Origin of the sequence: Streptomyces flavusporus, assembly GCF_046267975.1 — a bacterium.
Classification (GTDB): domain Bacteria; phylum Actinomycetota; class Actinomycetes; order Streptomycetales; family Streptomycetaceae; genus Streptomyces; species Streptomyces flavusporus.
In genome coordinates this window covers 2514641-2539399 of record NZ_CP176503.1, presented here as the reverse complement: position 1 = coordinate 2539399, position 24759 = coordinate 2514641, and the positions used below count along the sequence as shown (strand labels likewise).

General features: G+C 69.5%; 43 protein-coding genes. 36 read left to right on the top strand and 7 right to left on the bottom strand.

Annotated elements, in window-relative coordinates; all coding sequences use genetic code 11:
- Positions 1-10 precede the first annotated feature (10 nt).
- The 7 genes from ACKTSN_RS12065 to ACKTSN_RS12035 all read left to right on the top strand — a co-directional run bounded on the left by ACKTSN_RS12065 (position 11) and on the right by ACKTSN_RS12035 (position 5533).
- The gene (locus ACKTSN_RS12065) at positions 11-343 is read left to right on the top strand and encodes a hypothetical protein (RefSeq protein ID WP_409469122.1); all 333 of its coding nucleotides are present in this window, start codon (positions 11-13) and stop codon (positions 341-343) included.
- A complete protein-coding gene (locus ACKTSN_RS12060; protein ID WP_409469121.1) occupies positions 340-1182 on the top strand; it encodes a hypothetical protein in 843 nt (280 codons plus the stop codon). Before ACKTSN_RS12065 ends, ACKTSN_RS12060 begins: the two co-directional genes overlap by 4 nt.
- Positions 1183-1184: 2 nt before the next feature.
- Positions 1185-2123, top strand: a complete 939-nt coding sequence (locus tag ACKTSN_RS12055) for a hypothetical protein (protein ID WP_409469120.1) — start codon at positions 1185-1187, stop codon at positions 2121-2123.
- Positions 2124-2186: 63 nt separating this feature from the next.
- Complete coding sequence (locus ACKTSN_RS12050; protein ID WP_409469119.1) at positions 2187-2522, top strand: hypothetical protein; 336 nt, start codon at positions 2187-2189, stop codon at positions 2520-2522.
- Positions 2523-2619: 97 nt separating this feature from the next.
- Positions 2620-2949, top strand: a complete 330-nt coding sequence (locus tag ACKTSN_RS12045) for a hypothetical protein (protein ID WP_409469118.1) — start codon at positions 2620-2622, stop codon at positions 2947-2949.
- Positions 2946-3821 (top strand): hypothetical protein, encoded by an 876-nt coding sequence (locus tag ACKTSN_RS12040; RefSeq protein ID WP_409469117.1) that lies wholly within the window; start codon positions 2946-2948, stop codon positions 3819-3821. The genes ACKTSN_RS12045 and ACKTSN_RS12040 overlap by 4 nt, the downstream gene beginning before the upstream one ends.
- The gene (locus ACKTSN_RS12035) at positions 3821-5533 is read left to right on the top strand and encodes a DNA cytosine methyltransferase (protein WP_409469116.1); all 1713 of its coding nucleotides are present in this window, start codon (positions 3821-3823) and stop codon (positions 5531-5533) included. The genes ACKTSN_RS12040 and ACKTSN_RS12035 overlap by 1 nt, the downstream gene beginning before the upstream one ends.
- Before the next feature lie 64 nt (positions 5534-5597).
- Here ACKTSN_RS12035 and ACKTSN_RS12030 read toward each other — a convergent pair whose 3' ends face one another.
- The gene (locus ACKTSN_RS12030) at positions 5598-5963 is read right to left on the bottom strand and encodes a hypothetical protein (protein ID WP_409469115.1); all 366 of its coding nucleotides are present in this window, start codon (positions 5961-5963) and stop codon (positions 5598-5600) included.
- 107 nt (positions 5964-6070) lie between these two features.
- On the opposite strand from ACKTSN_RS12030, the gene ACKTSN_RS12025 reads away from it, so the two are divergent.
- The 14 genes from ACKTSN_RS12025 to ACKTSN_RS11960 all read left to right on the top strand — a co-directional run bounded on the left by ACKTSN_RS12025 (position 6071) and on the right by ACKTSN_RS11960 (position 13217).
- Positions 6071-6967: a hypothetical protein gene (locus ACKTSN_RS12025; protein ID WP_409469114.1), complete on the top strand. Its 897-nt coding sequence runs from the start codon at positions 6071-6073 to the stop codon at positions 6965-6967.
- The gene (locus ACKTSN_RS12020; RefSeq protein ID WP_409469113.1) at positions 6939-7658 is read left to right on the top strand and encodes an ATP-binding protein; all 720 of its coding nucleotides are present in this window, start codon (positions 6939-6941) and stop codon (positions 7656-7658) included. Before ACKTSN_RS12025 ends, ACKTSN_RS12020 begins: the two co-directional genes overlap by 29 nt.
- Entirely contained in the window at positions 7658-8701 is a 1044-nt protein-coding gene (locus ACKTSN_RS12015; RefSeq protein ID WP_409469112.1) for a hypothetical protein, read from the top strand. Before ACKTSN_RS12020 ends, ACKTSN_RS12015 begins: the two co-directional genes overlap by 1 nt.
- The gene (locus tag ACKTSN_RS12010; RefSeq protein WP_409469111.1) at positions 8698-9003 is read left to right on the top strand and encodes a hypothetical protein; all 306 of its coding nucleotides are present in this window, start codon (positions 8698-8700) and stop codon (positions 9001-9003) included. The genes ACKTSN_RS12015 and ACKTSN_RS12010 overlap by 4 nt, the downstream gene beginning before the upstream one ends.
- A complete protein-coding gene (locus ACKTSN_RS12005) occupies positions 9000-9338 on the top strand; it encodes a hypothetical protein (protein ID WP_409469110.1) in 339 nt (112 codons plus the stop codon). Before ACKTSN_RS12010 ends, ACKTSN_RS12005 begins: the two co-directional genes overlap by 4 nt.
- The gene (locus ACKTSN_RS12000) at positions 9335-9640 is read left to right on the top strand and encodes a zinc finger domain-containing protein (protein WP_409469109.1); all 306 of its coding nucleotides are present in this window, start codon (positions 9335-9337) and stop codon (positions 9638-9640) included. The genes ACKTSN_RS12005 and ACKTSN_RS12000 overlap by 4 nt, the downstream gene beginning before the upstream one ends.
- Before the next feature lie 47 nt (positions 9641-9687).
- Positions 9688-9828, top strand: a complete 141-nt coding sequence (locus tag ACKTSN_RS11995; RefSeq protein WP_409469108.1) for a hypothetical protein — start codon at positions 9688-9690, stop codon at positions 9826-9828.
- A complete protein-coding gene (locus tag ACKTSN_RS11990) occupies positions 9828-10052 on the top strand; it encodes a hypothetical protein (protein WP_409469107.1) in 225 nt (74 codons plus the stop codon). The genes ACKTSN_RS11995 and ACKTSN_RS11990 overlap by 1 nt, the downstream gene beginning before the upstream one ends.
- A gap of 85 nt (positions 10053-10137) precedes the next feature.
- Positions 10138-10683 (top strand): hypothetical protein, encoded by a 546-nt coding sequence (locus tag ACKTSN_RS11985; RefSeq protein WP_409469106.1) that lies wholly within the window; start codon positions 10138-10140, stop codon positions 10681-10683.
- Entirely contained in the window at positions 10680-10913 is a 234-nt protein-coding gene (locus ACKTSN_RS11980; RefSeq protein ID WP_409469105.1) for a hypothetical protein, read from the top strand. The genes ACKTSN_RS11985 and ACKTSN_RS11980 overlap by 4 nt, the downstream gene beginning before the upstream one ends.
- A gap of 81 nt (positions 10914-10994) precedes the next feature.
- Entirely contained in the window at positions 10995-11954 is a 960-nt protein-coding gene (locus tag ACKTSN_RS11975) for a hypothetical protein (protein ID WP_409469104.1), read from the top strand.
- A complete protein-coding gene (locus ACKTSN_RS11970) occupies positions 11951-12241 on the top strand; it encodes a hypothetical protein (RefSeq protein ID WP_409469103.1) in 291 nt (96 codons plus the stop codon). The genes ACKTSN_RS11975 and ACKTSN_RS11970 overlap by 4 nt, the downstream gene beginning before the upstream one ends.
- Positions 12238-12552, top strand: a complete 315-nt coding sequence (locus tag ACKTSN_RS11965; RefSeq protein ID WP_409469102.1) for a hypothetical protein — start codon at positions 12238-12240, stop codon at positions 12550-12552. Before ACKTSN_RS11970 ends, ACKTSN_RS11965 begins: the two co-directional genes overlap by 4 nt.
- 32 nt (positions 12553-12584) lie before the next feature.
- A complete protein-coding gene (locus ACKTSN_RS11960; protein WP_409469101.1) occupies positions 12585-13217 on the top strand; it encodes a hypothetical protein in 633 nt (210 codons plus the stop codon).
- 35 nt (positions 13218-13252) lie between these two features.
- Here the strand turns inward: ACKTSN_RS11960 and ACKTSN_RS11955 are convergent, their stop codons facing one another.
- From ACKTSN_RS11955 to ACKTSN_RS11930, 6 genes are all read right to left on the bottom strand, one after another.
- Positions 13253-13993, bottom strand: a complete 741-nt coding sequence (locus tag ACKTSN_RS11955) for a hypothetical protein (protein ID WP_409469100.1) — start codon at positions 13991-13993, stop codon at positions 13253-13255.
- Positions 13938-14168, bottom strand: coding sequence for a hypothetical protein (locus ACKTSN_RS11950; protein WP_409469099.1), 231 nt, complete (start codon positions 14166-14168; stop codon positions 13938-13940). Before ACKTSN_RS11950 ends, ACKTSN_RS11955 begins: the two co-directional genes overlap by 56 nt.
- A 214-nt stretch (positions 14169-14382) precedes the next feature.
- Entirely contained in the window at positions 14383-14640 is a 258-nt protein-coding gene (locus ACKTSN_RS11945) for a hypothetical protein (RefSeq protein ID WP_409469098.1), read from the bottom strand.
- 215 nt (positions 14641-14855) lie between these two features.
- Complete coding sequence (locus tag ACKTSN_RS11940) at positions 14856-15263, bottom strand: NUDIX hydrolase (protein ID WP_409469097.1); 408 nt, start codon at positions 15261-15263, stop codon at positions 14856-14858.
- A complete protein-coding gene (locus ACKTSN_RS11935; protein ID WP_409469096.1) occupies positions 15260-15901 on the bottom strand; it encodes an NUDIX hydrolase in 642 nt (213 codons plus the stop codon). Before ACKTSN_RS11935 ends, ACKTSN_RS11940 begins: the two co-directional genes overlap by 4 nt.
- A gap of 150 nt (positions 15902-16051) precedes the next feature.
- The gene (locus ACKTSN_RS11930; RefSeq protein ID WP_409469095.1) at positions 16052-16306 is read right to left on the bottom strand and encodes a hypothetical protein; all 255 of its coding nucleotides are present in this window, start codon (positions 16304-16306) and stop codon (positions 16052-16054) included.
- A 249-nt stretch (positions 16307-16555) separates the two neighbouring features.
- On the opposite strand from ACKTSN_RS11930, the gene ACKTSN_RS11925 reads away from it, so the two are divergent.
- From ACKTSN_RS11925 to ACKTSN_RS11855, 15 genes are all read left to right on the top strand, one after another.
- Positions 16556-16867 (top strand): hypothetical protein, encoded by a 312-nt coding sequence (locus ACKTSN_RS11925; protein WP_409469094.1) that lies wholly within the window; start codon positions 16556-16558, stop codon positions 16865-16867.
- Complete coding sequence (locus tag ACKTSN_RS11920; protein WP_409469093.1) at positions 16867-17070, top strand: hypothetical protein; 204 nt, start codon at positions 16867-16869, stop codon at positions 17068-17070. Before ACKTSN_RS11925 ends, ACKTSN_RS11920 begins: the two co-directional genes overlap by 1 nt.
- A 5-nt stretch (positions 17071-17075) precedes the next feature.
- Positions 17076-17243 carry a hypothetical protein gene (locus tag ACKTSN_RS11915; protein ID WP_409469092.1) on the top strand — a complete coding sequence of 56 codons (168 nt, stop codon included), beginning with the start codon at positions 17076-17078 and terminating at the stop codon, positions 17241-17243.
- Positions 17240-17455: a hypothetical protein gene (locus ACKTSN_RS11910; RefSeq protein ID WP_409469091.1), complete on the top strand. Its 216-nt coding sequence runs from the start codon at positions 17240-17242 to the stop codon at positions 17453-17455. Before ACKTSN_RS11915 ends, ACKTSN_RS11910 begins: the two co-directional genes overlap by 4 nt.
- A 171-nt stretch (positions 17456-17626) precedes the next feature.
- Entirely contained in the window at positions 17627-17905 is a 279-nt protein-coding gene (locus ACKTSN_RS11905) for a hypothetical protein (RefSeq protein WP_409469090.1), read from the top strand.
- Between the two features lie 38 nt (positions 17906-17943).
- Positions 17944-18189, top strand: coding sequence for a hypothetical protein (locus tag ACKTSN_RS11900; protein ID WP_409469089.1), 246 nt, complete (start codon positions 17944-17946; stop codon positions 18187-18189).
- A gap of 36 nt (positions 18190-18225) precedes the next feature.
- Positions 18226-18462 (top strand): hypothetical protein, encoded by a 237-nt coding sequence (locus ACKTSN_RS11895; RefSeq protein WP_409469088.1) that lies wholly within the window; start codon positions 18226-18228, stop codon positions 18460-18462.
- Positions 18463-18538: 76 nt separating this feature from the next.
- Positions 18539-18742 (top strand): hypothetical protein, encoded by a 204-nt coding sequence (locus tag ACKTSN_RS11890; RefSeq protein WP_409469087.1) that lies wholly within the window; start codon positions 18539-18541, stop codon positions 18740-18742.
- A gap of 155 nt (positions 18743-18897) precedes the next feature.
- The gene (locus tag ACKTSN_RS11885) at positions 18898-19077 is read left to right on the top strand and encodes a hypothetical protein (RefSeq protein WP_409469086.1); all 180 of its coding nucleotides are present in this window, start codon (positions 18898-18900) and stop codon (positions 19075-19077) included.
- 58 nt (positions 19078-19135) lie between these two features.
- Positions 19136-19558: an NUDIX domain-containing protein gene (locus ACKTSN_RS11880; RefSeq protein WP_409469085.1), complete on the top strand. Its 423-nt coding sequence runs from the start codon at positions 19136-19138 to the stop codon at positions 19556-19558.
- Positions 19559-19645: 87 nt separating this feature from the next.
- Positions 19646-19852, top strand: coding sequence for a hypothetical protein (locus tag ACKTSN_RS11875; RefSeq protein ID WP_409469084.1), 207 nt, complete (start codon positions 19646-19648; stop codon positions 19850-19852).
- A 168-nt stretch (positions 19853-20020) separates the two neighbouring features.
- Positions 20021-21376, top strand: a complete 1356-nt coding sequence (locus tag ACKTSN_RS11870) for a hypothetical protein (protein ID WP_409469083.1) — start codon at positions 20021-20023, stop codon at positions 21374-21376.
- A 23-nt stretch (positions 21377-21399) separates the two neighbouring features.
- A complete protein-coding gene (locus ACKTSN_RS11865; RefSeq protein ID WP_409469082.1) occupies positions 21400-21873 on the top strand; it encodes a hypothetical protein in 474 nt (157 codons plus the stop codon).
- A 57-nt stretch (positions 21874-21930) separates the two neighbouring features.
- On the top strand, positions 21931-24117 hold the full coding sequence (locus ACKTSN_RS11860; RefSeq protein WP_409469081.1) for a hypothetical protein: 2187 nt from the start codon (positions 21931-21933) through the stop codon (positions 24115-24117).
- A 210-nt stretch (positions 24118-24327) separates the two neighbouring features.
- Positions 24328-24732: a hypothetical protein gene (locus tag ACKTSN_RS11855; RefSeq protein WP_409469080.1), complete on the top strand. Its 405-nt coding sequence runs from the start codon at positions 24328-24330 to the stop codon at positions 24730-24732.
- Positions 24733-24759: the final 27 nt, after the last annotated feature.

Below are 24759 nucleotides of genomic sequence, written 5' to 3'. Positions count from 1 at the left end.
GGAGCGTCACATGAGCATCAGCAGCCCCACCATTCCGCCGGATGTCGCAGCGCACGTCCTCGCCCACTACGGCCGCGGCGGATACCCCGCCGGCGACTGGGCTGAGTCCCTCATCAGCCTCATCTCCCGCGCCGACGACATCAACCGGGACCGGTTCGCCGCCGGCTTCCCCGAGTACGTCGCAGCCATCACCGCCATCAAGTACGACCCGCAGGGCATCGAACGCCTGCAGGACATCGCCGCCGGCCGCTGCACCCGCTGCAAGAACGACGACGGGCCCAACACCGCCGACGGCCGGTGCGAGGCGTGCGCCCGCCCCATGCCCCTGGACGGTGTGGCGTGACCGACCCCAAGCACGCGCGCGACACCGACAACGGTCGCTACTACACCGACCCGGCCGGCGGCCCCGACCTTGTGTCCGTCACCAACGTCCTCGACACCTCGGTCAACAAGCGGGCTCTGATGCCGTGGGCCGTCAAGGTCACCGTCGAGTGGATCCTCGACAACCGCATGGAGGTCGCCCGCCGCGCCATCACCGACCGGGCCGAACTCACCAGGCAGATCAAGCAGATTCATCGCGACGCCCGTGACACCGCGGCCGACCTCGGCGACCGCATCCACAAGGCCGCCGAACTTCGCCTCCTCGGCGCCCCGATCCCGCACGACCCCGAAGTGGCGCCGTACCTCGCCCAGTTCGATCTGTGGCTGTCGTACTGGGGTGTCGACCTGAGCGAGCACGTCGAGGCCACCGAGATCACGTGCCTGCACCGACGCCTCGGCTACGCGGGGACCGCGGACCTCATGATCTGGCTGCCCACCGGTAAGGGCGGCGCCCTCGAGCTGTGGCTGATCGACTTCAAGACGTCGGCGACCCGCCCCGCGAAGTCGGTCTACCCGGAGAACACGCAGCAGCTCGCCGCGCTGCGCTTCTGCGAGTCCGTCCTCCTGCCGGACGACACCGAAGCACCCATGCCGAAGATCCAGAAGGCCGGTGTCCTCAACCTGCGGGCCAAGTCCCACGCCCTCGTCGAGATGCCCGCCGGCCGCGACGCCCACCGCGCATTCCGCGGCGCCCTCGCCAACGCGCTCTGGCATCACGCCGCCCCGTCCACCTATCCGGCGCTCCTCGCCCCCGGCCAGCCTGCCCCGGCGCGGCGCCGCACTACCCGAAAGGCAGCCTGACCATGGGCTCGCGACTCCGCAACATCCAGGCCCGCGCGGCTGAACACGGCCGCCTGCGCACCGGTTACACCCAGGGCAACCGGCCCATGCGGTCGGCGACATGGGTCGTCACCTCGCACTCCGAGGAGCACGTCCGCACGGCCGCTGAGCTGTGGGGCGGCGCTCCGGAGCAGTGGACGCCGCTCAACTCGACGATCACCCAGTGGCGCGTCATCACGAAGGCGTCCTCCATCGAGGCGCTCATCACGCCCGGCGACCCGCTGAACCAGTACAACGAGATGTGGTCCAAGGGCGGTTGCCAGCGTCGCTGCGACGGCGAGACGGAACTCCTGACCCGCCAGCCCTGCATCTGCGCCGCGCGGTTCGGTGAGGACTGGCACCAGCAGAAGAAGGGTGTCGTCTGCTCGACCACGTCTCGCCTGAACGTGATGCTCCCGGACCTGTCCGGCATGGGCATGTGGCGCGCCGAGACCCACTCCTTCTACGCCGCATCCGAGTGGGGCGGCATGGTCGACATGGTCCTCGCCGGGACCGACGGCCGCGGCTTCGTGCCGGTGACGCTGCGGATCGAGCCGCGACAGGTGGTCCGGGACGGGGAGACGAAGAAGTTCCCGGTCGTCGTGGTCGAGCTGCGTGGGGTCACCCCGCGGCAGGCGCTGGCGGGGCCGCTGCCAACCGCGGTCGCTCTGGACCCGGGCCGCAGCGGGCAGGCGGTCGCCGCCATCGAGGCTCCCCGCCCGGACTACCTGGCCCTCGCGGAAGGCGCCCTCACCCCCGACGACGTCGGCGATGTCTACCGCCAGGCGCACGCGGCTGGCCACCTGAACGACCAGTTGATCGCCGACCTCAAGGCCATCGCTGACCGCAAGAAGGCGGAAGAGGCCGGACCGGACGAGGACGGGGTCTACCCCGCCGAGCTCGTCGACACCACCCAGCAGTAGCCCGCACACACGCCGGCCGCCCCGCGGGCAGTGCGGGGCGGCCACCCCAAGGAGACCAACGCCATGACCAAAACCGCAACCCCCGCCGAGCAGGCCCGTATCAGCCGGGAACTGCAGGCGTTCATCGACTCCGTGTCCGAGTGGGACAAGGCCCTCATCGAGCAGGCCATCGAGATCTTCGGCGCCGACGGTCGGCCGTTCTCCATGAACACCTTCCGGGACCTGCTGCCCGAGATGGCCCACCACACCGCCGGGCTGGTGTTCCTGTCGATGGTCAACCGCAAGCCGAAAGCCATCGTCGAGATCGGCCGCGTCCGCTCCAGCTCCGGCCCGACCCACAACAAGGAGATAAAGGTCTACGTCCTCGCGCAGTACGCCACCTGGAAGGCGGTTGCGTGATGCAGGACGTGTACCTCTTCTGCGGCGTCTTCGGCCTGCTGTTCAGCCTGGTCGCCGTCATCGCCACCATCGCCGACCGCAGGCACCGGAGGCGGCGATGACCCCCGAGCAGATCGACGGCCTCATCAACGCCTGGGTGAAAGTCGACAACGCGATCGACACTTACGGGCCCGGACTGTTCGCCGCAGCCGTCGCATTGGCCACCTGGTGGGCACTCCGTCGGGCCGCCGACTACCGGGCCCGACGCCGCACCATCCGCGCCACCCGCCGCCAACTTCAGCGCGAACGCCAGCAGATGGCCCGCCTCGCCGCCGCCATCCAGGCCGCACCCCTCATCCCCACCCAGCCCGGCCACGACGACAACCTGCTCGCCCAGTGCTGGAACGCCTGGAACGCCGAACCCCGGAAGGAGAACCCGCAGCCGTGACCACCGCCGCCAAACCCCTGCCGCCGCACGGCAGCTACGCCCGCGCCAACGGAAGCCCCGGCTACCGCAAGCCCTGCTATTGCGAACCGTGCGTGATAGAGAAGCGGCGGGCCCGCAAACGGAGCAAGGTCAACCGAGAGCTCGGGCGAAGCCGCTTCACATCGACCGCTCGCGCACGGCAGCACCTCATCGAGATCCACAAGACGATGGCCTGGAGCGACATTGCCGCCGCCTCCGGAGTCGACGACCGCAGCCTGTGCCTGATCTACAGCGGCCGGCGCGAGCGCATCTCACTCGTCACTGAAAGGAAGATCCTCGCTGTTCAGGCCGAATCAGCGAGCCCTGGTCAGTACGTCGATGTGACCGGCTCCATGCGCCGCATCCGAGCCCTCATGAGCATCGGGCACTCCGGTCGGGTCATCGCTGAAGCCGTCGGAAGTTCGCAGGCCCGCATCCATCTCATCGCCGCCGGCAAGCAGGCCACGATCCGCCGCGGGCTCGCCTTGCGCATCGAAGCCGCCTGCGAGCGCCTCGCCCAAGAGCCCGTCGAGGACAACCACTTCACGCGTCGCGTCCGCAATGGAGCTGCGCGCAAGGGCTGGCGGGATCCGCAGTGGTGGGAGGACTACGGGCACATCGACGACCCGACGTTCGACCCGGACAAGGCCGATCGCGTCCTCAGCTTCCACGAGCGGGCCCGCCTTCGCCGCGAGGAGATCGAGCACCTCGCCTGGTGCGGCCACGAACCGGACCAGATCCTCGACCGCCTCAACGGTGAGGTCTCCATCTCCACCGTCCGCCAGATCGTCCAGGAATGGCGCACCGGCCAGAAGCGTGACCGTCGCCTCAACACCGAAAGGACCGCCGCCTGATGTCCCGCGCACCCAAGCAGAAGACCCGCACGGCCACGCACCGGCCGGCCGTCAAGCAGCGCCGATTCCGCCACGACGAGTACGTCGCGGTCGACCTCTTCAGCGGCTTCGGCGGCCTCACCGAGGGCATCAAGCGCGCCGGATTCACGACGATCATGGCCGCGAACCACAACGAGTACAAGGTCCAGGTCCACGAGGCGAACCACTCCTACGCCGAACACTGGATCGCCGACCTTGTGAACCCCGAGTCGTCCGACTACCACTCGGTGCGCGACCTCCCGGCAGCCGATCTGCTCGTTGCTGGCGTGAGCTGCGTCAACCACTCGCAGGCCAACACGCTCAAGGCCTACGCGCAGGGCCTGACGCTGTTCGGGATGGACGACCCGGACTACGAGGACAGGGTCACCCGCTCGGAGCGCGACCGCGCCACCGCGAACTGCGTGCTGCACTACACGCAGACGCACCGGCCGCGGATGATCCTCGTCGAGTGCACGACCGAGCTGCAGTCCTGGGGTCCGCTCCTGCCGGGCAGCAAGAAGATCGGCGACGGCAGCACCTACCGGTGGTGGCTCAAGCAGTTCGACCTGCTCGGCTACAACGGCACCGTTCGGTTCCTGAACTCCCAGTTCTTCGGTGTCCCGCAGTCCCGCAACCGCGGCTACTGGGTTTTCGTCCACAAGTCCCTGCCCATGCCGGACCTCGAACACCGGCCCGTGTCCCGCTGCCACCGCTGCGACAAGGACGTCGAAGCGGTCTGGACCTGGCGCACCGGGATCCCGCCGACCGGGAAGGTCGCCTACGGCGAACAGTACGAGTACCGGTGCCCGTCCTGCCGCAGCGCGGTAGTCCCGCCCATGACCCCGTCGATCACCGCGCTCGACCTCACCGATCTCGGCACCCGAATCGGGGACCGCCCGATCAAGACGTTCAAGGACGGCCACCGCGGTCCGTTCGCTGCATCGACGACTGCCCGCATCGAACGCTGCCGCCAGAAGTTCGCCGACTTCCCGGCCATCCTCATGCCCGCCAAGGGCGTCCACGGCTCGGAACGGCTGCTGCTGCAGCCGCTGGCAACACAGACCAGCCAGCAGGAAGCAGCGCTCCTATCCACCGGCCCCACTCTGTGGGATGAGGCGACGCTCGCACTCGCCGTCGACAACTACCAGGGCGCACCGCGAGGCGCCGGTGAGCCACTGCCCACACAGGTCGCCTCCGAGACGCTCGCGCTGGTGACCTCTGGGGTCATCCCGTACCGCAAGCACACCGTGCCCGCGGTGCACACGGAGCCGATGTCGACGTTCACCTCCGAGCAGATCCCCGGACTGCTCACCGCGGCCGGCTGGTTCAAGCAGAACGGCCCCACGGGCACCGAGACCGCCGCCCACCCCGTGACCGATCCGCTCGGCACACTCACGTCCCGGGACACAACGGCACTGCTCACGGCCACCTGGGGGCCCGCACTGTCGCAGGTGCCATTCGAAGAGTGCTTCTACCGCATGATGGCCGCCCACGAGATCGGCCGCGGCTGCGGCTTCGACGTCGACTTCCGCGATTACCGAGGCACCTTCACCGTCTGGGGCTCGGCCCGCGATCAAGTGGACGGCTTCGGCAATGCCGTCAGCCCGCAGGTCGGCACCTGGATCGGGGAACGACTGCGCGCCGTCCTCCACACCCCCCAGGACCGCGGCCCCGAGCTCGTCACCGCCGCCTGACCAACCACCCGCACACGACAAAGCCCCGCCGAAAGGCGGGGCCCGGAGGAGAGGAGGAGAGATGTCAGTCGGGTTCGTAGTCGGCGAAGCGCTTGGCCTTGGCCGCGTCTCGCTCCTCGAGCTCCATGAGCTTGCGGGCCATCTGCTCGAGGAACTCCTGCGTGGTCGCGGGCTGCGGCCGTTCGCCGGCCACGAAGTGGAACGCCTCCACCTTGCGGCGGTCGGACTGTGCGGCTTCGAAGGCGCCTGGCGTGACGAGGTAGGCGCGGCGACGGCCGCGGACGGTGAGGGCGCTGACCAGCCCGTCTTCACGGACCTGCTCGATGAGTCGCGTCAGGAGGGCGCGCGCTCGGGTGAGCGGCACCTCCTGAATTCCGTCCTCGGCAATGCGGGGCTCCAGGTCAGAGGCCATGTCGAGAGTGTAAGCCATGGTGATTCCTTCCATTCTTTCCAATCTTTAAAGTAGTATGGCAGCGGAGGACCGGCGCTGCCAACAAGCCCCGCCCTTTGATCAGTTGCGACCGAGAGAAGACACCCGTGGGAATCCGCCTGATCGTCGAGGTGCTCACCAGCGCACCCGAGGCCCTGACGCACCGGGAGAAGCTGCTCCTCGTCGTCCTGGCCGAGGACGCCAATGACGACACCCGCATCACGTGGAACAGCGTCGAGCGGCCGGAGGTGCTCCGCGGCGCCAAGCTCAGCCGTGCGCAGCTCTACGCCGTACTGAAGTCGCTGACCGCCAAGGGCGCTCTCGAGAAGCTGACAGCTGGCCAGAAGAACGGTGCCGCCAAGTACAGGATCTCCAAGTTCCCCGAGTCTCAGTGTCCGCAAATCCCTGACACTGAGCCCCCGTCTCAGGGTCCCGGAAACGCGGACACTGACGCCCCTCAGCGTCCCGAAAGTCCTGACACTGACACAGATGCTCAGTGTCAGGGAATCGCTGACACTGAGCCGTCTCAGTGTCAGGAAATCCCGGACGTCAGTGTCAGGGAATCCCTGACCCCTACCCCTCTTAACCCCTCAACTACTACCCCTCTAGCTAGCAAGCAGGAGGGCCAGCCCGACGCACTCGGCTACGGCATCCCCGAAGCCGCGCGTCCCCTCGTCGACGGGATCACCGCAGCAGGCGTCTACGTCCGCTGGCCCTTCAAGGGCAACTCCTGGTTCCCCGTCCTGGCGATGATCAGCAAGAGCGGCGTCACGGCCATGGTCGACCACGCCCTGAAAGCCGCCTCCCGGACCGACGTCGAGTCCGCGAACTACTTCCTCAAGGGCTGGGGCGAACTCCCGCCGCTGCCCGGACCGGACGTCGAACGGCCCAAGCTCCGCCCCGTCGGCTCCAAGAAGCACACGCCGTACCAGCCCCCCACCGACCCCTCCGTCTACGAGAGCGGATTCCACACCCATGCCCGATCCCAAGCCTCTGGCGAGTGAGGCCGTCATGCAGCGCATGCAGCAGATGCTCGAAGCGCGCGGCCTCGGCCACATCACCGCTGGCCCCATCGACGACACCCCGACCCCCGACGAGCCCGGCCACCCGGAGTACCACCGCCGCCAGCGCGCCACCATCGCCGTTAGCCGGTGGAAGACCGCGACGCCGTACCGCTACCAGGAAGCCGAAGCCACCCACCCCCAGGTGGTCGCCTGGGCAGGCCGGGCCATCGACGACCCGCGGACCGCCGGGATCCTTTTCCTGACCGGCCCGTTCGGCACCGGTAAGACGCACCAGGCCTACGGCGCGCTCCGCCGCATCGCGGAAGCCGGGCCCGACCGGTTCGAGCTGCTGGCGCTGACCGCTCCCGACATGTACGCCCTCATGCGCCCGGGCGGCAGCGAGAAGGGCGCCGAGTACGAGGTCAAGCGGCTCATGCGGATACCGCTGCTGCTGATTGACGACCTCGGAACCGAGAAGATCAGCGAGTTCACCGAGGAAGCCACCTACCGGATCCTCAACGAGCGGTACAACGAATGCCGACCGCTGATCATCACCAGCAACCTGCCCGTCGCCAACCCGAACGGCACAGACCTCCACGACCAGCTCGGCGCCCGCATCACCTCCCGCCTCGCTCAGACCACCACCGTCGTCGCCCTCGGCGGCAACGACCGCCGGCTCGGGGTGGCGTGATGAAAACTCAGCCGATTCTCCGCCTCCTGTCCCTCGGTGCTGGCGTCCAGTCCACGACGCTGCTGCTCCTTGCCGCAGAGGGTGCCCTGCCCAAGCTCGACGGCGCGATCTTCTCGGACACCGGGTGGGAGCCCCGCGCTGTTTATGAGCACCTTGACCGGATCGACCGCGAGGTTGCCCAGCCTGCCGGAATCCCGATCTATCGCGTGTCCGTCGGCAACATCCGCAACGACGCCCTCAACCCCGAGCACCGCTTCGCGTCGATGCCGCTATTCGTCAAGAACCCTGACGGCGGCGACGGCATGACGCGGCGCCAGTGCACGTCGGAGTACAAGCTGAAGCCGATCAAGGCGCAGGCCCGGCGGCTGCTCGGATACCCGCACCCTCGGCCGGTGCCGCGCGGCGTGTACGCCGAGCAGTGGATCGGCATCAGCCGAGATGAGTTCGGCCGCGCCAAGGACTCCGGCATCAACTACCTGAAGTCGCACCACCCGCTGCTCTACATGGACGGCGCCGCCGACGGCCGCGAAGGCTGGACCCGCGACGACTGCCTGCGTTACCTGCGGGCCAGCGGCTGGGATTCCACGCCCAAGAGCGCATGTGTCGAGTGCCCGTTCCACGGCAACCGGCAGTGGCGCCTTCTTCGCGACACCTGCACCTGCGGCCATCACCGCGACCAGCACGTCGACATCGACGGGCGCCTGCTGTGCGACGTCTGCCCACACGACCACCCGCGAGTCTGCGCAGAGTTCACGGCCCCCGAGTGGGACGACGCCGTCGACTTCGACGCCGCCATCCGCTCCGGGAACGCCCGCGGCAACGCCAACGGCAAGCCCCTGCTCGGCGAGGCATACCTGCACCGCTCCCGGCTTCCGCTCGACCAGGCGCCCATCGACCGTGTCACCGCCCACGAGTGGGCCAGCAAGCAGACCGACATCTTCGGTCAGATCGCTGATGCCGAGTTGGAGCAGGGCGACCCCGACGGCTGCTCTCCGTGGACCTGCCGATCCGGCCAGCCCGTCACCGAAGGAGAGGCCGCGTGAAGTCCGCCGTCGCTATGCCGGTGCTGCCCATCGGTACCCGCGTCTGGATCACCTGGATCGGCAAGGACCGCCATCACCGCGACTTCGGAGTCGTGGCCGCGAACTGGCCCTGCGGCGTGTGTTTCCACGAGGCCGACCAGTCGCAGACCGCCTCAGTCGAGCAGATCGAGGAAGCCGGAAGCAGGTGCAGCCGACCCGGCATGTACCGGGTCCGCACCGACCGCGGCCGGGACGTCCTGGTCACGCCCCACGACGCGCGAGTCCTGTGCATCCCTGTCGCTGATCGGGGTGAAGCATCGTGACCGCCGAGCAGATCCCGGACGACGACGGCATCCAGGTCGAGGACATGAAGGCCGTTCGCCGTGAGGGCCGCGGGGAGCTTCGGGCGCTGATGCGGGCGCAGATCCAGATCGGTAAGTCCCGCCGCGAGGACGCCCCCAAGCCGGCCGCCCCACCGTCTCCGCCCGGCCACCGTCCCGGCGCCTGGCCGACCGGCACGTCCCCGCCCGGCCCGCCTCCGGAGTGGTCGCTGCCGAAAGCGGCCTGGGATGCGGCTGTCCGGCACTACCGCAACACCGAGCACTTCCCCGACCAGCCCTGCGACTGCGGCAACTGCCCGCCTGAGGAGACCCGATGACCCTGCACGCCGGTGCCCCGATGCCCGCCGAACTCCGCCACCAGATGCGCGCCAAGCAGCGCCCCGCCCGATCCGTGCCCTGCCCGCACTGCGGGGCTGCTGCCCACCGGCCGTGCGTCCTGCGCACTACCGGCCGCCAACTGCCGCAGCCCCACCCGCAGCGCGTGTCCGAGTGGGCCCGCACCGTCGCCTGCTGCCCCGACTGCCAGGTCGAACCCACCACGCCGTGCCACGACGAAGGGCGCGCCCGCACCACCGTCCACAACCGCCGCTACCAGGAAGCCGAGGCCACCGCCGCGTGAGCGCCAACCTGCCCGCCATCCGACCCCGGTGCCGACAGCACGGGCCGATGGAGCTCCGCCCCGGCTACACCGCCGAGCAGCAGTGGTGCGGCACCTGGTACGCCTGCGCCGCGCACCGCTGCCAGACCGCCACGCTGATTCCGTCCGCGGCTCTCACCGCGCAACTGACCGCCCAGGCAGGTGCCTGATGGATGCCTACGAGCGCCTGATGGCGGAGGCGATCCCCACCGGCACGTTCGGCCACGCCCGGCCCGCCCGCCGCCGCAACGCCGAGCCCGCACCCGCGTGGACGCCAGAGGAGCAGGCCGCCCACCGGGCCGCCCTCGAAGCCGAACTCGACGCCTACGACAAGCGCCCCCGACGGCCCCGCCTGCGGGTCATCGACGGCGAGGCCGACCGTCCCGCCGCCTGATGTCGCCCGTTGATCCCCGCCCGCCCCGGGAGCCCGTGACACCCCGCAGCCACCCCACCCCCGCACCGACACGAAAGGCACCACGATGACCGACCAGACCCCGCTCACCGACGAGCAGCTCGACGAGATCGACGCCCGCCGACAGGCCACCACCGCAGGACCGTGGGGCGTATACGAGAGCGGCAGCATGATTGACATCGCTGCCGACCTGAAAGAGACCGGCTGTGGCTACCGGGCCCGCCGCGAGATCTGCCGCCTCGAAGACGAGCCCCTCGATAACGACCCGACGCACCGCGAGTGGACGGCCGAAGAGGACTGGGCGCAGGTCCAGGCCGACGCGGAGTTCATCGCCCACTCGCCGGAGGACGTGCGTGTGCTGCTCGCCGAAGTCCGCCGCCTGCGCGCCGCCATGGAGGAGATCCGGCACCTGCACAAGGACTCGCCGATGGGCCCCTGCCCCGTCTGCATCGACGCTGACGCGGTCGCGGCGGGCGGTGACGGCCTCGTGCCCTACCCGTGCCCGACAGGCCGTCTCGCGGGCGCACAGGACTGCGACCCGCCGCACATGCGCGTCGCCGCTCCTGTTGTGGCTGCCGTGTCGTCTGCCGCCGAGAACGGAGACCAGCCGTGACCTACCCGCCGCCCGACGACCGATTCCGCCACCTGCTTGCCCAGCGGATCAACTGCCACGTCGACACCTGGAAGCTCGCGTTCTTCATCGCTGGAGCCATCGTCGACGACCCCGAGATCCGCGCCGAGCTCGACCGCGTAGCCGCCGCCCATGCCGCGGGGCAGCCCTGCGGGGACCGGAACTGCCGCGCCTGCTTCACCGCGGCGACCGACGGCCCTCCCGCCCCGTGACCACCCGCGAGACCGGCCGCCCGTGTTGGAGCCACGGGCGGCCGGCCACCCCGATCCCACCACACCCACCAGGAGCTGACCATGACCGACCGTCTCACCCTCAACCGCGCCCAGCTCGCCGCGCTCCTCGCCCACCACGCCGACGTCCTCGCCGCACGCTGGCGCGCCGTTGCCCCTGGCGCTGGCGCCTGGGAGGTCGCCGCCGCCTTCAGCCTCACGGCTCACGCCAATGAGCTGACCGCCGACAGGGAGACGCCGGCCGTCGCCGAGCTCCTCGACTCGATCATCACGTGCCCTATCGAGCAGCCGGCCGCCGTGGAGCCGTCCGACCAGCCGCGGCTGTTCCACCTCCAGCGCGACCACGACGTCTCCGGCGTCTCCGGTACCGGCCGCGTCGCCAACGGCGTCCTCTGGCCCGACGGGACCGTGTCGCTGCGCTGGATAGGCGACCGGCCGTCCACGGTCCACTGGGACCGCCTGGAGGACGCCGTACACGTCCACGGCCACGGAGGCGCCACGCGGATCGTGTGGGCCGACGAGCAGCCGCCTTCCAACCGGGCCGCCGGCCTCCGCGAAGCCATCGCCAAGGTGCGCGCGATCCCTGTCCAGTGCACCGGCCTGACCGGCCCCGTCTGGTTCGGGCAGGGCTGGAACGACGCCATCGGCGAGTTCGAGGAGATCGCCGACCGCATGGCCGACGAGGCGCAGCCCGCCACAGAGACGCAGCCTGAGTCCTGCGCGCACTGCGGCAAGGACATCCTGCGCATCAGCGGCACCCTCACCGAGTGGTGGGTCCACGACCCGGGCGGCCACACGATCTGCTTCCCGCAGCAGGCAGCGAGCAGCCCCCGCGCCACGCCGAAGCCCGCCGCCGGGGCGCGGCAGGACGGGGCGCAGACGGAGGCCGCCAACCCGCGCACCGTCTGCGTCTGCGGCCACACCCGAGCCGAACACGTCACCGTCAGCGGACGCCTGCTCTGCGACGTCTGCGAACCCGACAGCACCGAGAACCTCGTCTGCAAGGAGTTCGAGGCCCTGTGATCGCTGAGGCCATCGACACACTCATCACCCTCGGCTGGGCCCTCGCCGCTGTCGCTGCGGTCGTGTTGCTCGCCGGGACCGCGGTCGGCGCGTGGGCCGTGCGCGGACTGTGGCGGACGGTCAGGGCGCGGCAGGCCCGAGAAGCCCGCTGTACGCCCGTCTCCCGCCCGCAGAGCCCGCTTCGGCTCCCGCGCGGCATCGAAGACGCCCCCAGAGCCTCACAGAGGCCTTCACGCCCCGCGCCCTCGTGGGCGCACGCCGACCACCACCGAAAGGAAGCAGCATGACCCGCGGACCCGCCCGCATGCCCCTCACCCCGAGACAAGTCCAAGTCCTCACTGCCGCAGCAACCGGAGCACCCCTCCGCGAAGTCGCCAACCAACTCGGCATCACCCGCGAACACGCAGCATCCCTGCTCTCCGGCGCCTACCAGCGACTCGACGTCACATACCTCCCCCGCGACCAACGGCGCGCCGCCGCCGTCCGGGCCGCCGTCCGGCGCGGACTCATCGCCGACCCCGCCCACGACGCCGGGCCGTCGGTCCGCGAAGCGGCGCGGGATGACGCCGCCTACTGGGCCGCCCACTACGACGCCTGACCGCCCCGCCCGCACCACCGAGGAGCACCGAGATGGAAGCCGCCCCGACGCCCGCCTGCACCATCTGCCTGCGCGCCCTGTACGCCGACGAGTTGACGCACCAGGCGTGCCGCCCCTGCACCGACCGCGTCGACCAACAGCTGCGCGCCCTCGCCGGACCCGACGGGCTGTACGCCCGGCTCAGCGCCTCCCTGACGCCCGGCAGCAGCAGCGGCGGGCCGGCCGTCTCCGGCAGCCGCACCGCGCCGATACCCGTCCGGCTGGACCCGCTGTCGCTCGCGGCGAGGGGCGGGGTGGTGACCATCCTGCAGACGTGGTTGATCGACTGGCACGACCTGCTCGGCTACCGGCACCCCCGCTGGGAAGGCGGCCTCCAGCAGCAGTGCGATCAGGTCGTGCAGCGGCTGCGGGTGCTGCTGCCGTGGGCGGCCGAAGCACACGGCGCGTTTTCAGAGTTCGCGCATGAGCTGGGCCAGCTGCGGCGGCAGTGTGAGGCGGCCACCGGCGGCGAGAAGCCGACGCGCAGGTTCGGTGTCGCCTGCACCTGCGGCGCCACCCTGAAGATCACCATCGAGAGCCCCGGGAAGAAATGCGCAGCCTGCGGGGCGCAGTACGGGCTCCAGGAACTGCGACGGCTCCCGCTCGCCGAGAGGCGGGCGGCGTAGTGAAGGCCCCGGCCATGACGGTCGGGGCCTTCCTGCTACGGCCAGTACAGCTTGACGTCGTCCTGCGAGACCCGTGGCCGCACCACCTTCGGAGGTTGCACCGCATATCCCAGAGCCCGCAGCACCTCCGCCGCAGCTTCAGGCGCGTCGCGGACCGCCGACATCAACTGGATCTCCCGCCAATTCCGCAAGTGCTCGTCGATCACCGTGCGCCACTTCTCTGCCGTGTCGACCGCGAACTCGCGCTTCAAGAACAGCAGAACGTCCTCCAACGCCGGCCGCATCCGGTGGCCACCCACAGGCAGATGCATCTCCGACAGACGCGGCAGTTTCCGCCGGCGGTACCCCTGCCTGGGCCGTCCAGCGTCAGCAAGCCGCAGCAGATAGGCCATCTCGTCGCGATGCGCATGCACCTGGATGTGCGCCCCAGGTGGCTCCTTGCTGCTCCGGACATACTCGAAACGGATCAACGGATCGGAGATCCCGGCATAGTGGACGTGGATATCTGCCTGATCCGTTGCCAGGAACGTGCTACTCCCGTCCCAGCAGCAGTAGTAGCGCGCCATCAGGCTCAGCACTGGCTCGCCGTTCACGGAGATTGGGATACGCAGCACCTTCTCGTCCGCCGATATCGGCGAAACCCGTACCCGCTGCCCCATGTTGAGGGCAGCAAAACGCGGGGTGTCCTCACCCAGAACACCCCGCGTCAGAGCAGTCAGATCATCCGCGAACGCGGTCGCCAGCTCGTCGAGCCTCGACATCCCCTCGGCAGTCACCGTCGAGAAGGTAGTCGATCCCCTCGATCGTGTGCCACACGTCCAGCTCATCCATCGACAGGCTGTACACCTCGGCCCGGTCCCGCAGTTGCTCATAGGACATGCCGACCTCGGCCAACAGCCTGGCCCGCTGCTCGCGTAGCTGCTCCGGCGTCCTGTGAATCACCGTCGTCATAGCGAACCCCCAGTTCGTTGCTGACCGCCAGTCAAGCAGCACCCACTGACAACCAGCTAGGCACCCCGCAGATACAGCATCCGACCGAGTGAAGCCCACTGGATAAGTACCCGCAAGACCGCTAGCGAAAGCGCAGGTCGCAGCGTCAATCCCGTCACAGAAGGGAGCCCCGGCCGCATTACTCCGACCGGGGCTCCCCTGGGACTTGCTGCCGTCAGGCGCGCGACACCTCGAGCGGCGCCGGCACCGGCGGGGCGTCCAACCCCAGCCCCTCCGCGAGCAGCATCCGCGCCGCGGTGTCCCGCTCGAAGCGGCTGCGGCCCGGCGGCATCGAGAGGATCAGCGAGCCGTCACGGCGCTGAACGAGCGCGCCGAAGAACGTGGGGTCGGTGATCGAGCTGTCGGTCAGTTCCACGCCGTGGGCAGCGAGCAGGTCGGGGAGTGGCGCATCCAACAGGTGATCGGTCGCCAATCGGGGCGACGGTAAGGGCGCCGTGTGGGTAGCCTGCATAGGTAACTCCGATCTGGACAGGTTGGGTTGCTGGTCAGCGAGCCGCGAACTCGCTGGTCGAACTGGCCGGACGGTCGCCACCGTCCGGCTGTTCGCGTTCCTGGGGCCTGTTCTATTCACTCACTCGGGTGACGAGCGCACCAGACGCACAATCGAGTGAGAGCTGGGCCACAACTTCAGTGGGGGAGTACCTCGTCGAGGTACTCCTGGACCGGCCCGTAGAGGCCGTAGGGCACCAGGTCGGGGATCTCCCCGTGGCTCACCCAGAGCACCTTGTCGAGTTCCTCCTCGTCTGCGACGCGGGCCTTGCCGTCGACGACCTCGCACGCCGTGTACGCCATGAACGCCCCGCTCTTGGGGTGCACACGGTCCCCGATGTACTTGACCGGCTTCACGGTCAGGCCGGTCTCCTCGAGCGTCTCCCGGACGGCCGCCTCCTCCGCCGTCTCACCGTCCTCGACGCCGCCGGCCGGGAACTGCCAGGAGAGCTCGCCCTCCTTCACGCGGCGGCGCACCATCAGGACACGCTCCCCGTCCGTGATGATCGCGGCGCTGACGTCGGGCTTCTTCGTCTCGGTGGTCATACCGTTGCCTCCAAGGCGTCCAGGATCGGCGGGTAGATGCGGTCGGTGGGGATGTATCTGGCGAGGTCCCCTATGGGAGCCCACGCGACATCGACGTTCTCGGCGGAATCCCCGTTGACCGCCTCGCCGTGCACGTAGTCGCAGATGAAGTAATCGCACATTGCGCGCGTGATCGGATGAAGCCGTTCACCCAGGTGCTCCCGGACTGCGCAATGCACGCCCGTCTCGTCGAGGGTTTCCCGCACGGCCACCTTCTGCGCCGATCCGCCCGGCTTCACGATGCCGGCAGGGAACTGCCAGGAGATGTCCGCACCGTCCTGCCTGCACACGAGGAGCACGTCACCGCCCCGCCGGACCACAGCGATTGCCACGCGCAGGGCCTGCGCCTGGGGCTGCTGAACAGATGGGCGCGACAAATGGATGAACCGCCGACGCACCGCATCACCTGCCCTTTCGTAAGCCGTGTCCAGGATTCGCTGCGTCTCGTTCTGCGGAATCATGCGCGGGTGTGCGCGCCAAGCGGCGACGCTGCGCACCGACACTCCGAGACGGTTCGCGAACTCTTCCTGGGTCATCTGGAATGCGTCTTGGAGCCAGGCGGCTTTCCGCCCGGTCCATTGCTGCTGTACGTCGTCCACTATCGGCTCCCTGGCCGCAGTCGTGGGCTCTCCTGCATTGGGTCTGCATGGTGCCTGCATGCCCGCTGCGTGATCACTGCATGTTGCTGCATGGGGTCTTCATGGTCTGGGCGCGCTCGCACGCGAAGACTCGATCCCATGCAGCCTCGGTCACTTCCCCATGCCGAACTGGTGGGCGCGCTGGTACGTGACGCCCCCCATGATTTCCCCGATCTCCTTCCACGTCTTGTTCTCCGCTTTGAAGCCCTGGGCGATCTCTTGGCGCTGGCGTCTGCGGAACATCTCGAGCTCGCGTTCCAGGTACGTGGCGAGGTCGACGTATGCGGCCCAGCGCTCATGAAGGTCGGTGATCGCGCGCAGCTGGTCCTCGTAGCGGGTGAAGGGAGCGTCGGGGGAGTCGGCCATGACGTGAGGGTACGGGCGATCCGACACCCACTCAAGACACAACTAGAAGAGTTGAGTTGTCCGCTTGACGCGGCATCGCGAGCCCTCTACGGTCGTACCAAGCCGCTCAAATCTCGATTTGAGACCGGCCCCGCTGTCCACTCTCACCGGACCCAGTCCGCGGGCGACGCACAAAAGAAGACGGGCCGGACAACGCGACTCTCACCTCGCGTGCCGGCCCTAACCACCAGGTTCTGACAAGGAGACCCTGTGGCTACGACCGATCTTACGTCGGCGCTCGAGCGCGCCGACCACGCGGGCACCGCCCCGCTTCCGCCGGCCGCTGTCGAGGCGATGCACCGCCCGGAGCTGGCGCTGACCGTCCCGGCTGAGGTTGTTGCCGCGGTCACCGTGCACGAGTCGGCTGCCGTCCGTGCCGCGGAGCTGGCTGCGAAGGCTGCGACTGGCGTGGACTTGCCCGCGCTGGATATCCGCGCGTGGGAGTTCGCCGAAGAGCTGATGGCCGGCGCCCGTGCCACGCTCGCCGCCGCCGGCCGCCTCGACCTGATCGGGGTGGCGTGATGGCGACGAAGCATTCGCACGGCCCGAACTTCGGCAAGAAGGTCGACGGCTGCCCCCGGTGTGACGATCTCAAGGCGGGTGCCGAACCGGTCCGCTGGGCGATGTCCCGCCGGGAGCAGGACGAGCTGCGTGCTGCGGAGATCCGCGCGCACGACTGCAAGGCGTCCGGCTGCTCCATCGTCTGCACGTTCGGGGACTGGTGACCGCCATGAAGGCTCGCCAGATCCTGGACCGCTTCCCGGCCGGTAACCCGCGTGGCTCCTGGCCGGCGGAGGAGCGGGCGCAGCAGCTGCGAGAGCAGGGGCAGCCCGCCGACGTGGTCATGGACCTGCCGTCGGACAGCTTCCTCGTCGTGGTCCCGGGCGGTGAGTCGTGACTGCCTACGACCCGTTGCACGGTCCGGATGACGTGACCCCGGAGCCCGCGACGCTGGACGTCGAGATCGCCGTCACCCGTCGGATCCTCGACGAGACGGTCGGCCTGAACATCCACTCCGGGCGCGACATGCTGCAGGCGGCCGTCGCACTGAACGCCCGAGTGCGCGCCCTGCTGGCCGCGATCGAGGCCGAGCGAGGTGGGCGGCAGTGACGGACAAGGAGCGCGACGCCCTGCGCCGCAAGGTCGCCGAGACCAACCGGCGTAGCGAGTCCCGGCCGAAGTAGGCCCCCAGTCCGCCGCGGGTGGCGGTGAATCCCCCGTCCCACCGCCCGCGGCTTCCAACCCCATTCGTCCCGGCATGACCAACCGAGGAGATCAGCCATGCCTGCTTCCGGCGAGATCGTCGAGCCCGGCCGCTACGACTACGACCTGACCGTCAAGTTCCCGAGCGTCTACATCCCCGAGCACACGCCGCCCGCGTTCCGGAACGCCTACGCCCAGCAGACGACCCGGACGCGCTGGGTCTCGGGCCAGTTCGACCTGACGGAGCACGTCGGCCGCGAGGCGCTCCGCGACCACTTCGTCCGCCAGGTCTGCGCGGACGTGGACCTGAACATCGTCGACGTCACCCGCTTCGACCTGACTCCCGTCTCCACCTGACCCCCCTGTTCCTGCTGACCCGGAAGGGCCGATGACCTATGTCTCCGTACCTGATTTCCGACGCCGATCTGGCTGCGACGACCGAGCTGGGCAAGCTGCGCCGCGACCGCACGACGGTCGCCGAGGCCGAGGCTTCGAACGCTGCCGAGATCCACGCCGACTACGTGCGGGCCCTCGCGGCCGGTGACGGCGAGCAGATGGCGCTGATCCGCGACCACGCCTACGCCATCGACCCCGACCTGGTCGCCGAGCTCGACGGCTTCGACTACCCGGCCGCCGCCTGACACCCAAGTCCATTCCCAACCAGAGAGGAGCCCGCCATGGGCAGCACCACCGAATACTTCCAGATCGCCACGGACCGGGGCCTGTTCCGCAAGGGCGAGACCGCGCCCCACGGAACGGTCACCACCTCGATGGGCGCCGACATGATGCCCGTCGTGGAGTCGTACAAGGAGGACGGCGACTGGGTCGACATCAAGCTGTCCGGCGGCTACACGCTCAGCCTCCACCAGACCCGGATCAACTACATCCTCACCCGCGACCCGGCCGCCGCCTGAATCGCTGACCCGCCGCCCTGGCGGGCGGCCCCGAGGACGACCAATAGCCACCGGACCCTGAAAGGAACCCACCCAGATGAGCGACTACGAGCGCGAGATCCGCAAGCTCGCCGACTACCACGCGGAGCAGGCCACCGAGCTTGAGCGGAACAGCAGCGACGACGCCTACTTCACCGGCGTCGAGGGAGCACGCCGCGAGGCCGACCGCGCCCGGGCCATTCAGAGCCACCGTCGTAAGGCTGCCGAGTTGACCGCCGAAGCGGCCCGCCTGACCCCCTGATCCGCCGGGCGGCGGTCGTCCCCCGTCTCGCCGCCCGGCACCCCGGCTCTGGCCGGGCCCGAGGTCGCCCCGCACCCCACCCCACCCCTCAGCGGGGCGGCCCCGAGCACGACCAGCACCAACTCAAACCGATCACCGAACGAAAGGAGCCCAACATGGGCCTGTTCAGCAAGAAGGCCACCACCGCCAAGCCGCTCAGCGACGCGGAGTTCAAGCGGCGCCTGGCCGAGATCGAGGCCCGCGGCGAGGCGGAGCGCAAGGAGATCCGGAAGGCCGTCGAGAAGCGCGGCCGGGAGTGGAGCTTCCTGTCGACCGGCATCGACCTGGACGACTGACCGGCTGACCGCGTCGCCCCGTCCATCAGCCGCTGACCGACTGCACGGAGGAACCGTCATGACCGAACTGTTCGAGACCGTCCGTTACACCGCCGACGTGGTCGTCACCACGACCAACGGCCACGTGCTGTTGATCGAGCGCGACTGGGAGCCGTTCAAGGGCCAGTGGGCGCTGCCCGGAGGTCACGTCGACCCCGGTGAGACGAGCCGTGCCGCCGCTGCCCGTGAACTCGCCGAAGAGGCCGGCGTGTACGCGGCGCCGGAAGAGCTGACCCAGATCGGCGCGTTCGACGAGCCCGGCCGTGACCCGCGCGGCAGGTACGTCACTGTCGCCTACCAGCTGACCGTCATCCCCGGAACGATCATCGAGGCCGGCGATGACGCGACCAACGCCCAGTGGTGGCCCCTGAGTGATCTGCCGGCGCTTGCGTTCGACCACGCCGACATCATCAGCGCGGCCGTGGCGTCCAGCAGTACCTGAGGCCCTGCCGGAGGCCGCATCCCCGGGTGCGGCGCCCAGCACGACCAGCAGCAACCCCATCCATCCGATCCGAGAGGACTGATCGTCATGCCCCGTACCAGGATGCCGTTCGGTGTCACCGCCCAGTTCCCCAACCGGTCCGGCGCCATGGTCAACGTGGCGGGCTGGGCCATCCACGAGTGGTACTGCGACGGCTGCCCGGCCCGCAGCAAGCGCGGAGGCTCAACCGACCAGGCCGAGATCGCCCGACAGGCGCAGGCCCACGCTGACGCGTGCAGCGGAATGCCGAAGTGAGCGCCATGCCTGGCACGAAGAAGCTCAAGTGCTGGCTCTGCGGGCGCCCCGGCGCCGTCCAGGAGCGGACGCTCCTCGGTTTCAAGAAGCCCGTATGCCCGCCCGGTAAGGGCTGCTCCTTCCGACCGAAGCGGTAACTACCACCCAGCTGAAGGGATTTGATCCGCCATGACTGCCAGCCCGCCGAAGGTGAACGGCGCTGTCCGTCCGCCCGTGCCTGTGCTGGGGGACTGGCAGCCCATAGAGGCCACCCCCACCACCGAGGCCAACACCCCCACACCCGACACCACCCACCCTGAGCCGCAGGTCGACAGCGACCTGGTCGCGCAGGCCAAGGCCGAAGCGATCCGCGCGAAGGCGTGGGCCGAGGCCGAGGAGCAGCGGCTCAAGGCCGAGGCCGAGGCTGAAGCGATCCGCGTCAAGGCGGAGGAAGAAGCCCGGAAGCTGCGGCTCTCCAACGACCGGCAGGAGCGCAAAGCCCGCGAGGAGGAGGCGGCCACGCAGGCGCGGATCGCTGAGCACAACCGGCGCCGCGACGAAGCCGACCGCGCCCGCGAGGACGCCGCCCGGCAAGCCGCCGAGCAGCAGCAGACCGAGGAAGCCCAGGCCGCCGAGGTTGCCCAGGCTGAGGATCGGTGGCGCGGCTACGCCCTGAAGTTCTACATCGTCTGCGCGATCGTCGCCCTGCCCGTCCAGGTCGCCGCGTTCTACAACCCGAGCGCGCTGTGGCTGATGGCCGCGCCGCTCATGCTCGAAGGCGGCGCCTGGGTCGTCCTCAAGGGTGCCGCTGCCGCGGTCGCCGCCCACCGCCCGCACTGGCACTACCGGCTCATCGCGTGGGCGCTCGCGTTCATCGCCGCCGGCATCAACCTGTGGCACGGACTGCACGCGTTCGACCCGGCGACCGCGATCGGTACGGCGTTCGCCTCGATCGCAGGACCCGGTGTGTGGGATCTGCACGAGCACGGCCGGATCCGGAAGCGGGACGGCGTGCTGACCCGCCGCGAGCGCAAGGCGGCGGAGAAAGCGGCCAAGGAAGAGGCGCGGCAGAAGGCCGTCGAGGAGCAGCGCCGGGCCGCCGAGAAGGAGGCCGCCGACAAGGCCGCTGCGGAGGCTGCGAAGCAGCTGGCCGAGCGGCGCGCGGAGCTCTTCCCGAAGGTGTGGGATCACGCCGAGAAGCTCGCCACGGACCTCGGCGCGACGACTGTCACTCAGGCGATCTGGGAGCGCGCCAAGCTCGACGTCGAGGGCGCCAAGCCTGGCGAGTCCGCAGAGGTTCTGCGGATGCGCAATGCGGCCGAGGCGAGGGTCGAAGCGGCCCGCCAGAAGCGCCCCGTGAACGGATCGTCACAGCAGGTCGCATCGCAAGTGCCCGCGGCCAAGAAGCCCCGCGTCTACAACCCGCCCGCGCGCCGCGGAGTGCGCACCAAGGGCGACGTGAAATACGCGCCCGGCGCCAGCCGCCAGGCCTCCATCGCAGCCCGCCAGGCCGCTGCCAAGAACTCCCGCCCGAACGACAACTAACCCACTCATTGGAGAGATCAGAAATGAACACCACCATCCGCCGAATCGCCGTCTCGGGCACCGCGGCCGTCGCCCTCCTCGGAGGCGCCGCCGCGACCGCGTCCGCCGACACCAGCGAGCACCACGCCACCGTCGTCGCCATCGCCCGCACCGACACCCAGCCCGGCAGCGCCGACGGCATCACCAACGACCTGACCCCCAACGGCGGGGTCGGCGCGCCGCTGCAGAACCCGGTCACCGGGCAGATCCCGGCAGGCACCAACGAGCAGATCCAGACCCAGGCGTCCGGCGCGGCGATCGGCACGGGCGTCATGGCGATCGCCGTCCTCGGCCTGATCGTGTTCTTCCGGGTCAAGGGCGGCCACCTGAAGCCCGGTGACGCAGTCGTCGTCACCCTTCTCGGCGTCGCCCTTGCGGGAACCGTGATCGGCGGCATGGCCGATCAGATCACCGACTCCGGGATCGCCTCCCTCGGCGGCATCCTCAGCGGCCTCTAACCCACCCTGCGGGGCCCGTGCCGGGCCCCGCCCCCACCCACGGAAGGAATCAGGCCAGTGGCCACCGAAGTGCAGCCCGACCACATCGAGCAGCAGCCCGTCGAGGAGGCCGCCGAGCCCACCCGCAAGGACCGGATTCGTGCGGCCTTCAAGGAGCAGCGCGGCCACGTCGCCGCCCGCACCCGGGACTGGCTGGCCACCGGCGACCTCGACCACGTCGACGTCATCCAACTCGCCACCCAGCAGAAGCAGAAGAAACACGACGAGAAGATCGCCCAGCAGCAGCGTGCCGTCGCCCACGCGCACGCCCGGTTCGCCATCGCCAGGGCCCGCTCCGAGCAGGAGGCCAGCAGCGTCAACCCGAGCGCCCTCGCCCGCACGGCCGGTGAGGTTGCCGAAGCCGAGGCCCGGCTGGAAGCGCTCAAAGCACAGCCTGTTCTGCCACCCACCGACCGCGAGATCAGCAAGGCCAGGCACGGGAAGAAGGCGGGCCGCGCCGCCCTGCTTGCAGGGGGCGGTGTCGCCTCCCTGCCCGCTCTCGGTACCGCGATCGAGCAGGCCGCGAGCGGTCAGCCGCTGCTGCTTGCCGCGCTCGGCACCGCGGCCGGCTACGGCTGGTACCTCGTGAGCCGCCCTTTCGACGCCGGCCAGCCTGTACCTGCCCCGAACACGGAGATGCAGCTGGCCGAACCCGTCGACCTGGTGAAGCAGGAGCAGCCTGGAATGCGGGAGTTCAACGCCCCGCCGCCGCCCGCGCTCACGGTTGAGGAACTTGACCAGGCACTCCGCAACATCGGCGAAGTCCGTGGCGAAGAGCAGATCCAGATCCTGGCGGTGCCGCAGCGCGACAAGGACGGCAACACCACCGTCGTGTTCGACCTGCCGCCCCGCACTACCGTCGCCGAGCTGAAGAAGAAGCTGCCCAAGCTGGCCGGTGCGCTCGGCCGCGACGTGTCCATGGTCGACGTCCAGAAGGCAGGCACGGAGGTTCGCACCTCGCTGTGGATGACCGACCGGGACCCGTTCGAAGACGCCCGTCCGTCGCCACTGCTCAAGAAACCGAGCCAGCTGGACGCCTGGAGGGACGGCGTTCCCGTCGCCTGGAACAAGCGAGGCATCACGATCCGGCTGGCGATCACCAACAAGTCCTATGTGATCGCAGGCATGACGCGCTCCGGTAAGGGTGTTGGTGCATCCAACCTCGTCGTCGGCGCTGCCTTCGACCCGCGGATCAACCTGCGGATCGTCGCCGGAAAGAACAACGGCGAATGGGACCCCTACGCCAAGACGGGCGTGGCCAGCACGTACTTCAAGCCCAGCCCGGAGCGGCTGCTGGCCCTCCTCAACGCCCTCCTTGCCGACAAGGACCGGCGCGAGCTGGATCTCGGCAAGCTCGGCAAGAGCAAGATGGTCGCACCCGTCATCGAGCAGGTTGGCGGCATGGAGATGCTGGTCATCGACGAGGTGGCCACGTACACCCGCCCGGGCAAGCCGCTGCGGGACGAAATCCTGGAAGCCCTCATCGAGTTGTCCGCGGTCGCTGCCGGGGCCGGCATCATCCTCGTACTGATCACCCAGTACCCGGAGGCTGACGTCATCCCGCAGGCGCTCAGCATGAACTGCGGCGCCAAGTGGGCGATGCGTGTAGAGAACGCCACCCAGTCCAATGCGATCCTCGGAGCCGGACAGGCCAGCGCCGGCCGGGACGCCTCCAAGTTCGACCCGCCGCGGCCGGGCTTCGGCTGGCTGGTGGACCCGTTCGCCGGGGTCACCGACCTTGCTCGCTCGTTCGACCTGGACGAGGACGAGCGCGGCGAGATCACGATGCTGCTGCAGAAGGCAGCCAAGATCCGCGAAGGCGCGGGTCGTCTGGCCGGGCAGTGGGAGGACCCGATCGAGCGGCACCTCCTCAACGCGACCGGCCTTTCCTCGGCGGCCGGCGGTCCCAAGCGGGACGGCGTCCCGGGTCGGAACGTCCTGCACCACACGCCGGAGCAGCGCATGCAGATGGACGCGCTGCGGGGTTGCCTGAAGGCCATGGACGACCTGCAGCGGGATGTGGCGCAGCTGCGGGAGATGGCCGAGCTCATCGGCGGCGGCATGACCGAGATCCGGCTCAGTCAGCTCCTGCGGGATGCCGGGGCCGGAGGAACGGTCAAGGTCGACATCCCGGGCCTCGGGCGCCGTAACGGCTACCAGAAGGCCGACATCGCCGACGCGCTGAGCCTCCTCGAAGGCAACTGAACCCCGCCCGCTATGTGAACTTTGCGCCAGGCTGTCTGCCCAGACATCACCCGTAATGCCCCGGTCTGTCCACCCGGACAAGCCGGACGGCACCCGGACACCGCCCGGGCCGTGTCCGCCCACCGTCCAACCCCGACCGGGGTGCATACCGGGGCAAACGCGCCCCTGTCCGCCTCGTAAACCACCGCAAACCGGAAACGGAGACCCGTCATGCCCAAGACCTGGCAACCCAGCGACGCGAAGCGATTCGCCCGCGAAGTCAAGCTCAACAAGCCCTACTACATCGTCTACAACATGGCCACGAACCTGGCCCCCTACGAGGACTCGAAGACCTACAGCGAGATCGTCTTCACCGACCGGCTGCCCTTCACCGGCAATCCGTGCACCCGCGGCGGCACCTCCGCCGTCGGCATCTGCCAGCGCTTCGGCCCGGTGTACGACACCCCGCCCCGCGGCATGCGCAACATCGCCGGCCCCGCCCCCCAGGTCGCCGGACCGGTCCCCGAAGGCTACGAGGCGTACCTCGACGAGGCGGAGATCCGCGGCCTCGAGAAGCAGGTCCGCGACGGATCCAACCCGCGCATCCGCCGCCCGCTCGGCGGCTGGCGCGTATGAGCCGGGGCGCCCCGCAACGCCTGGACA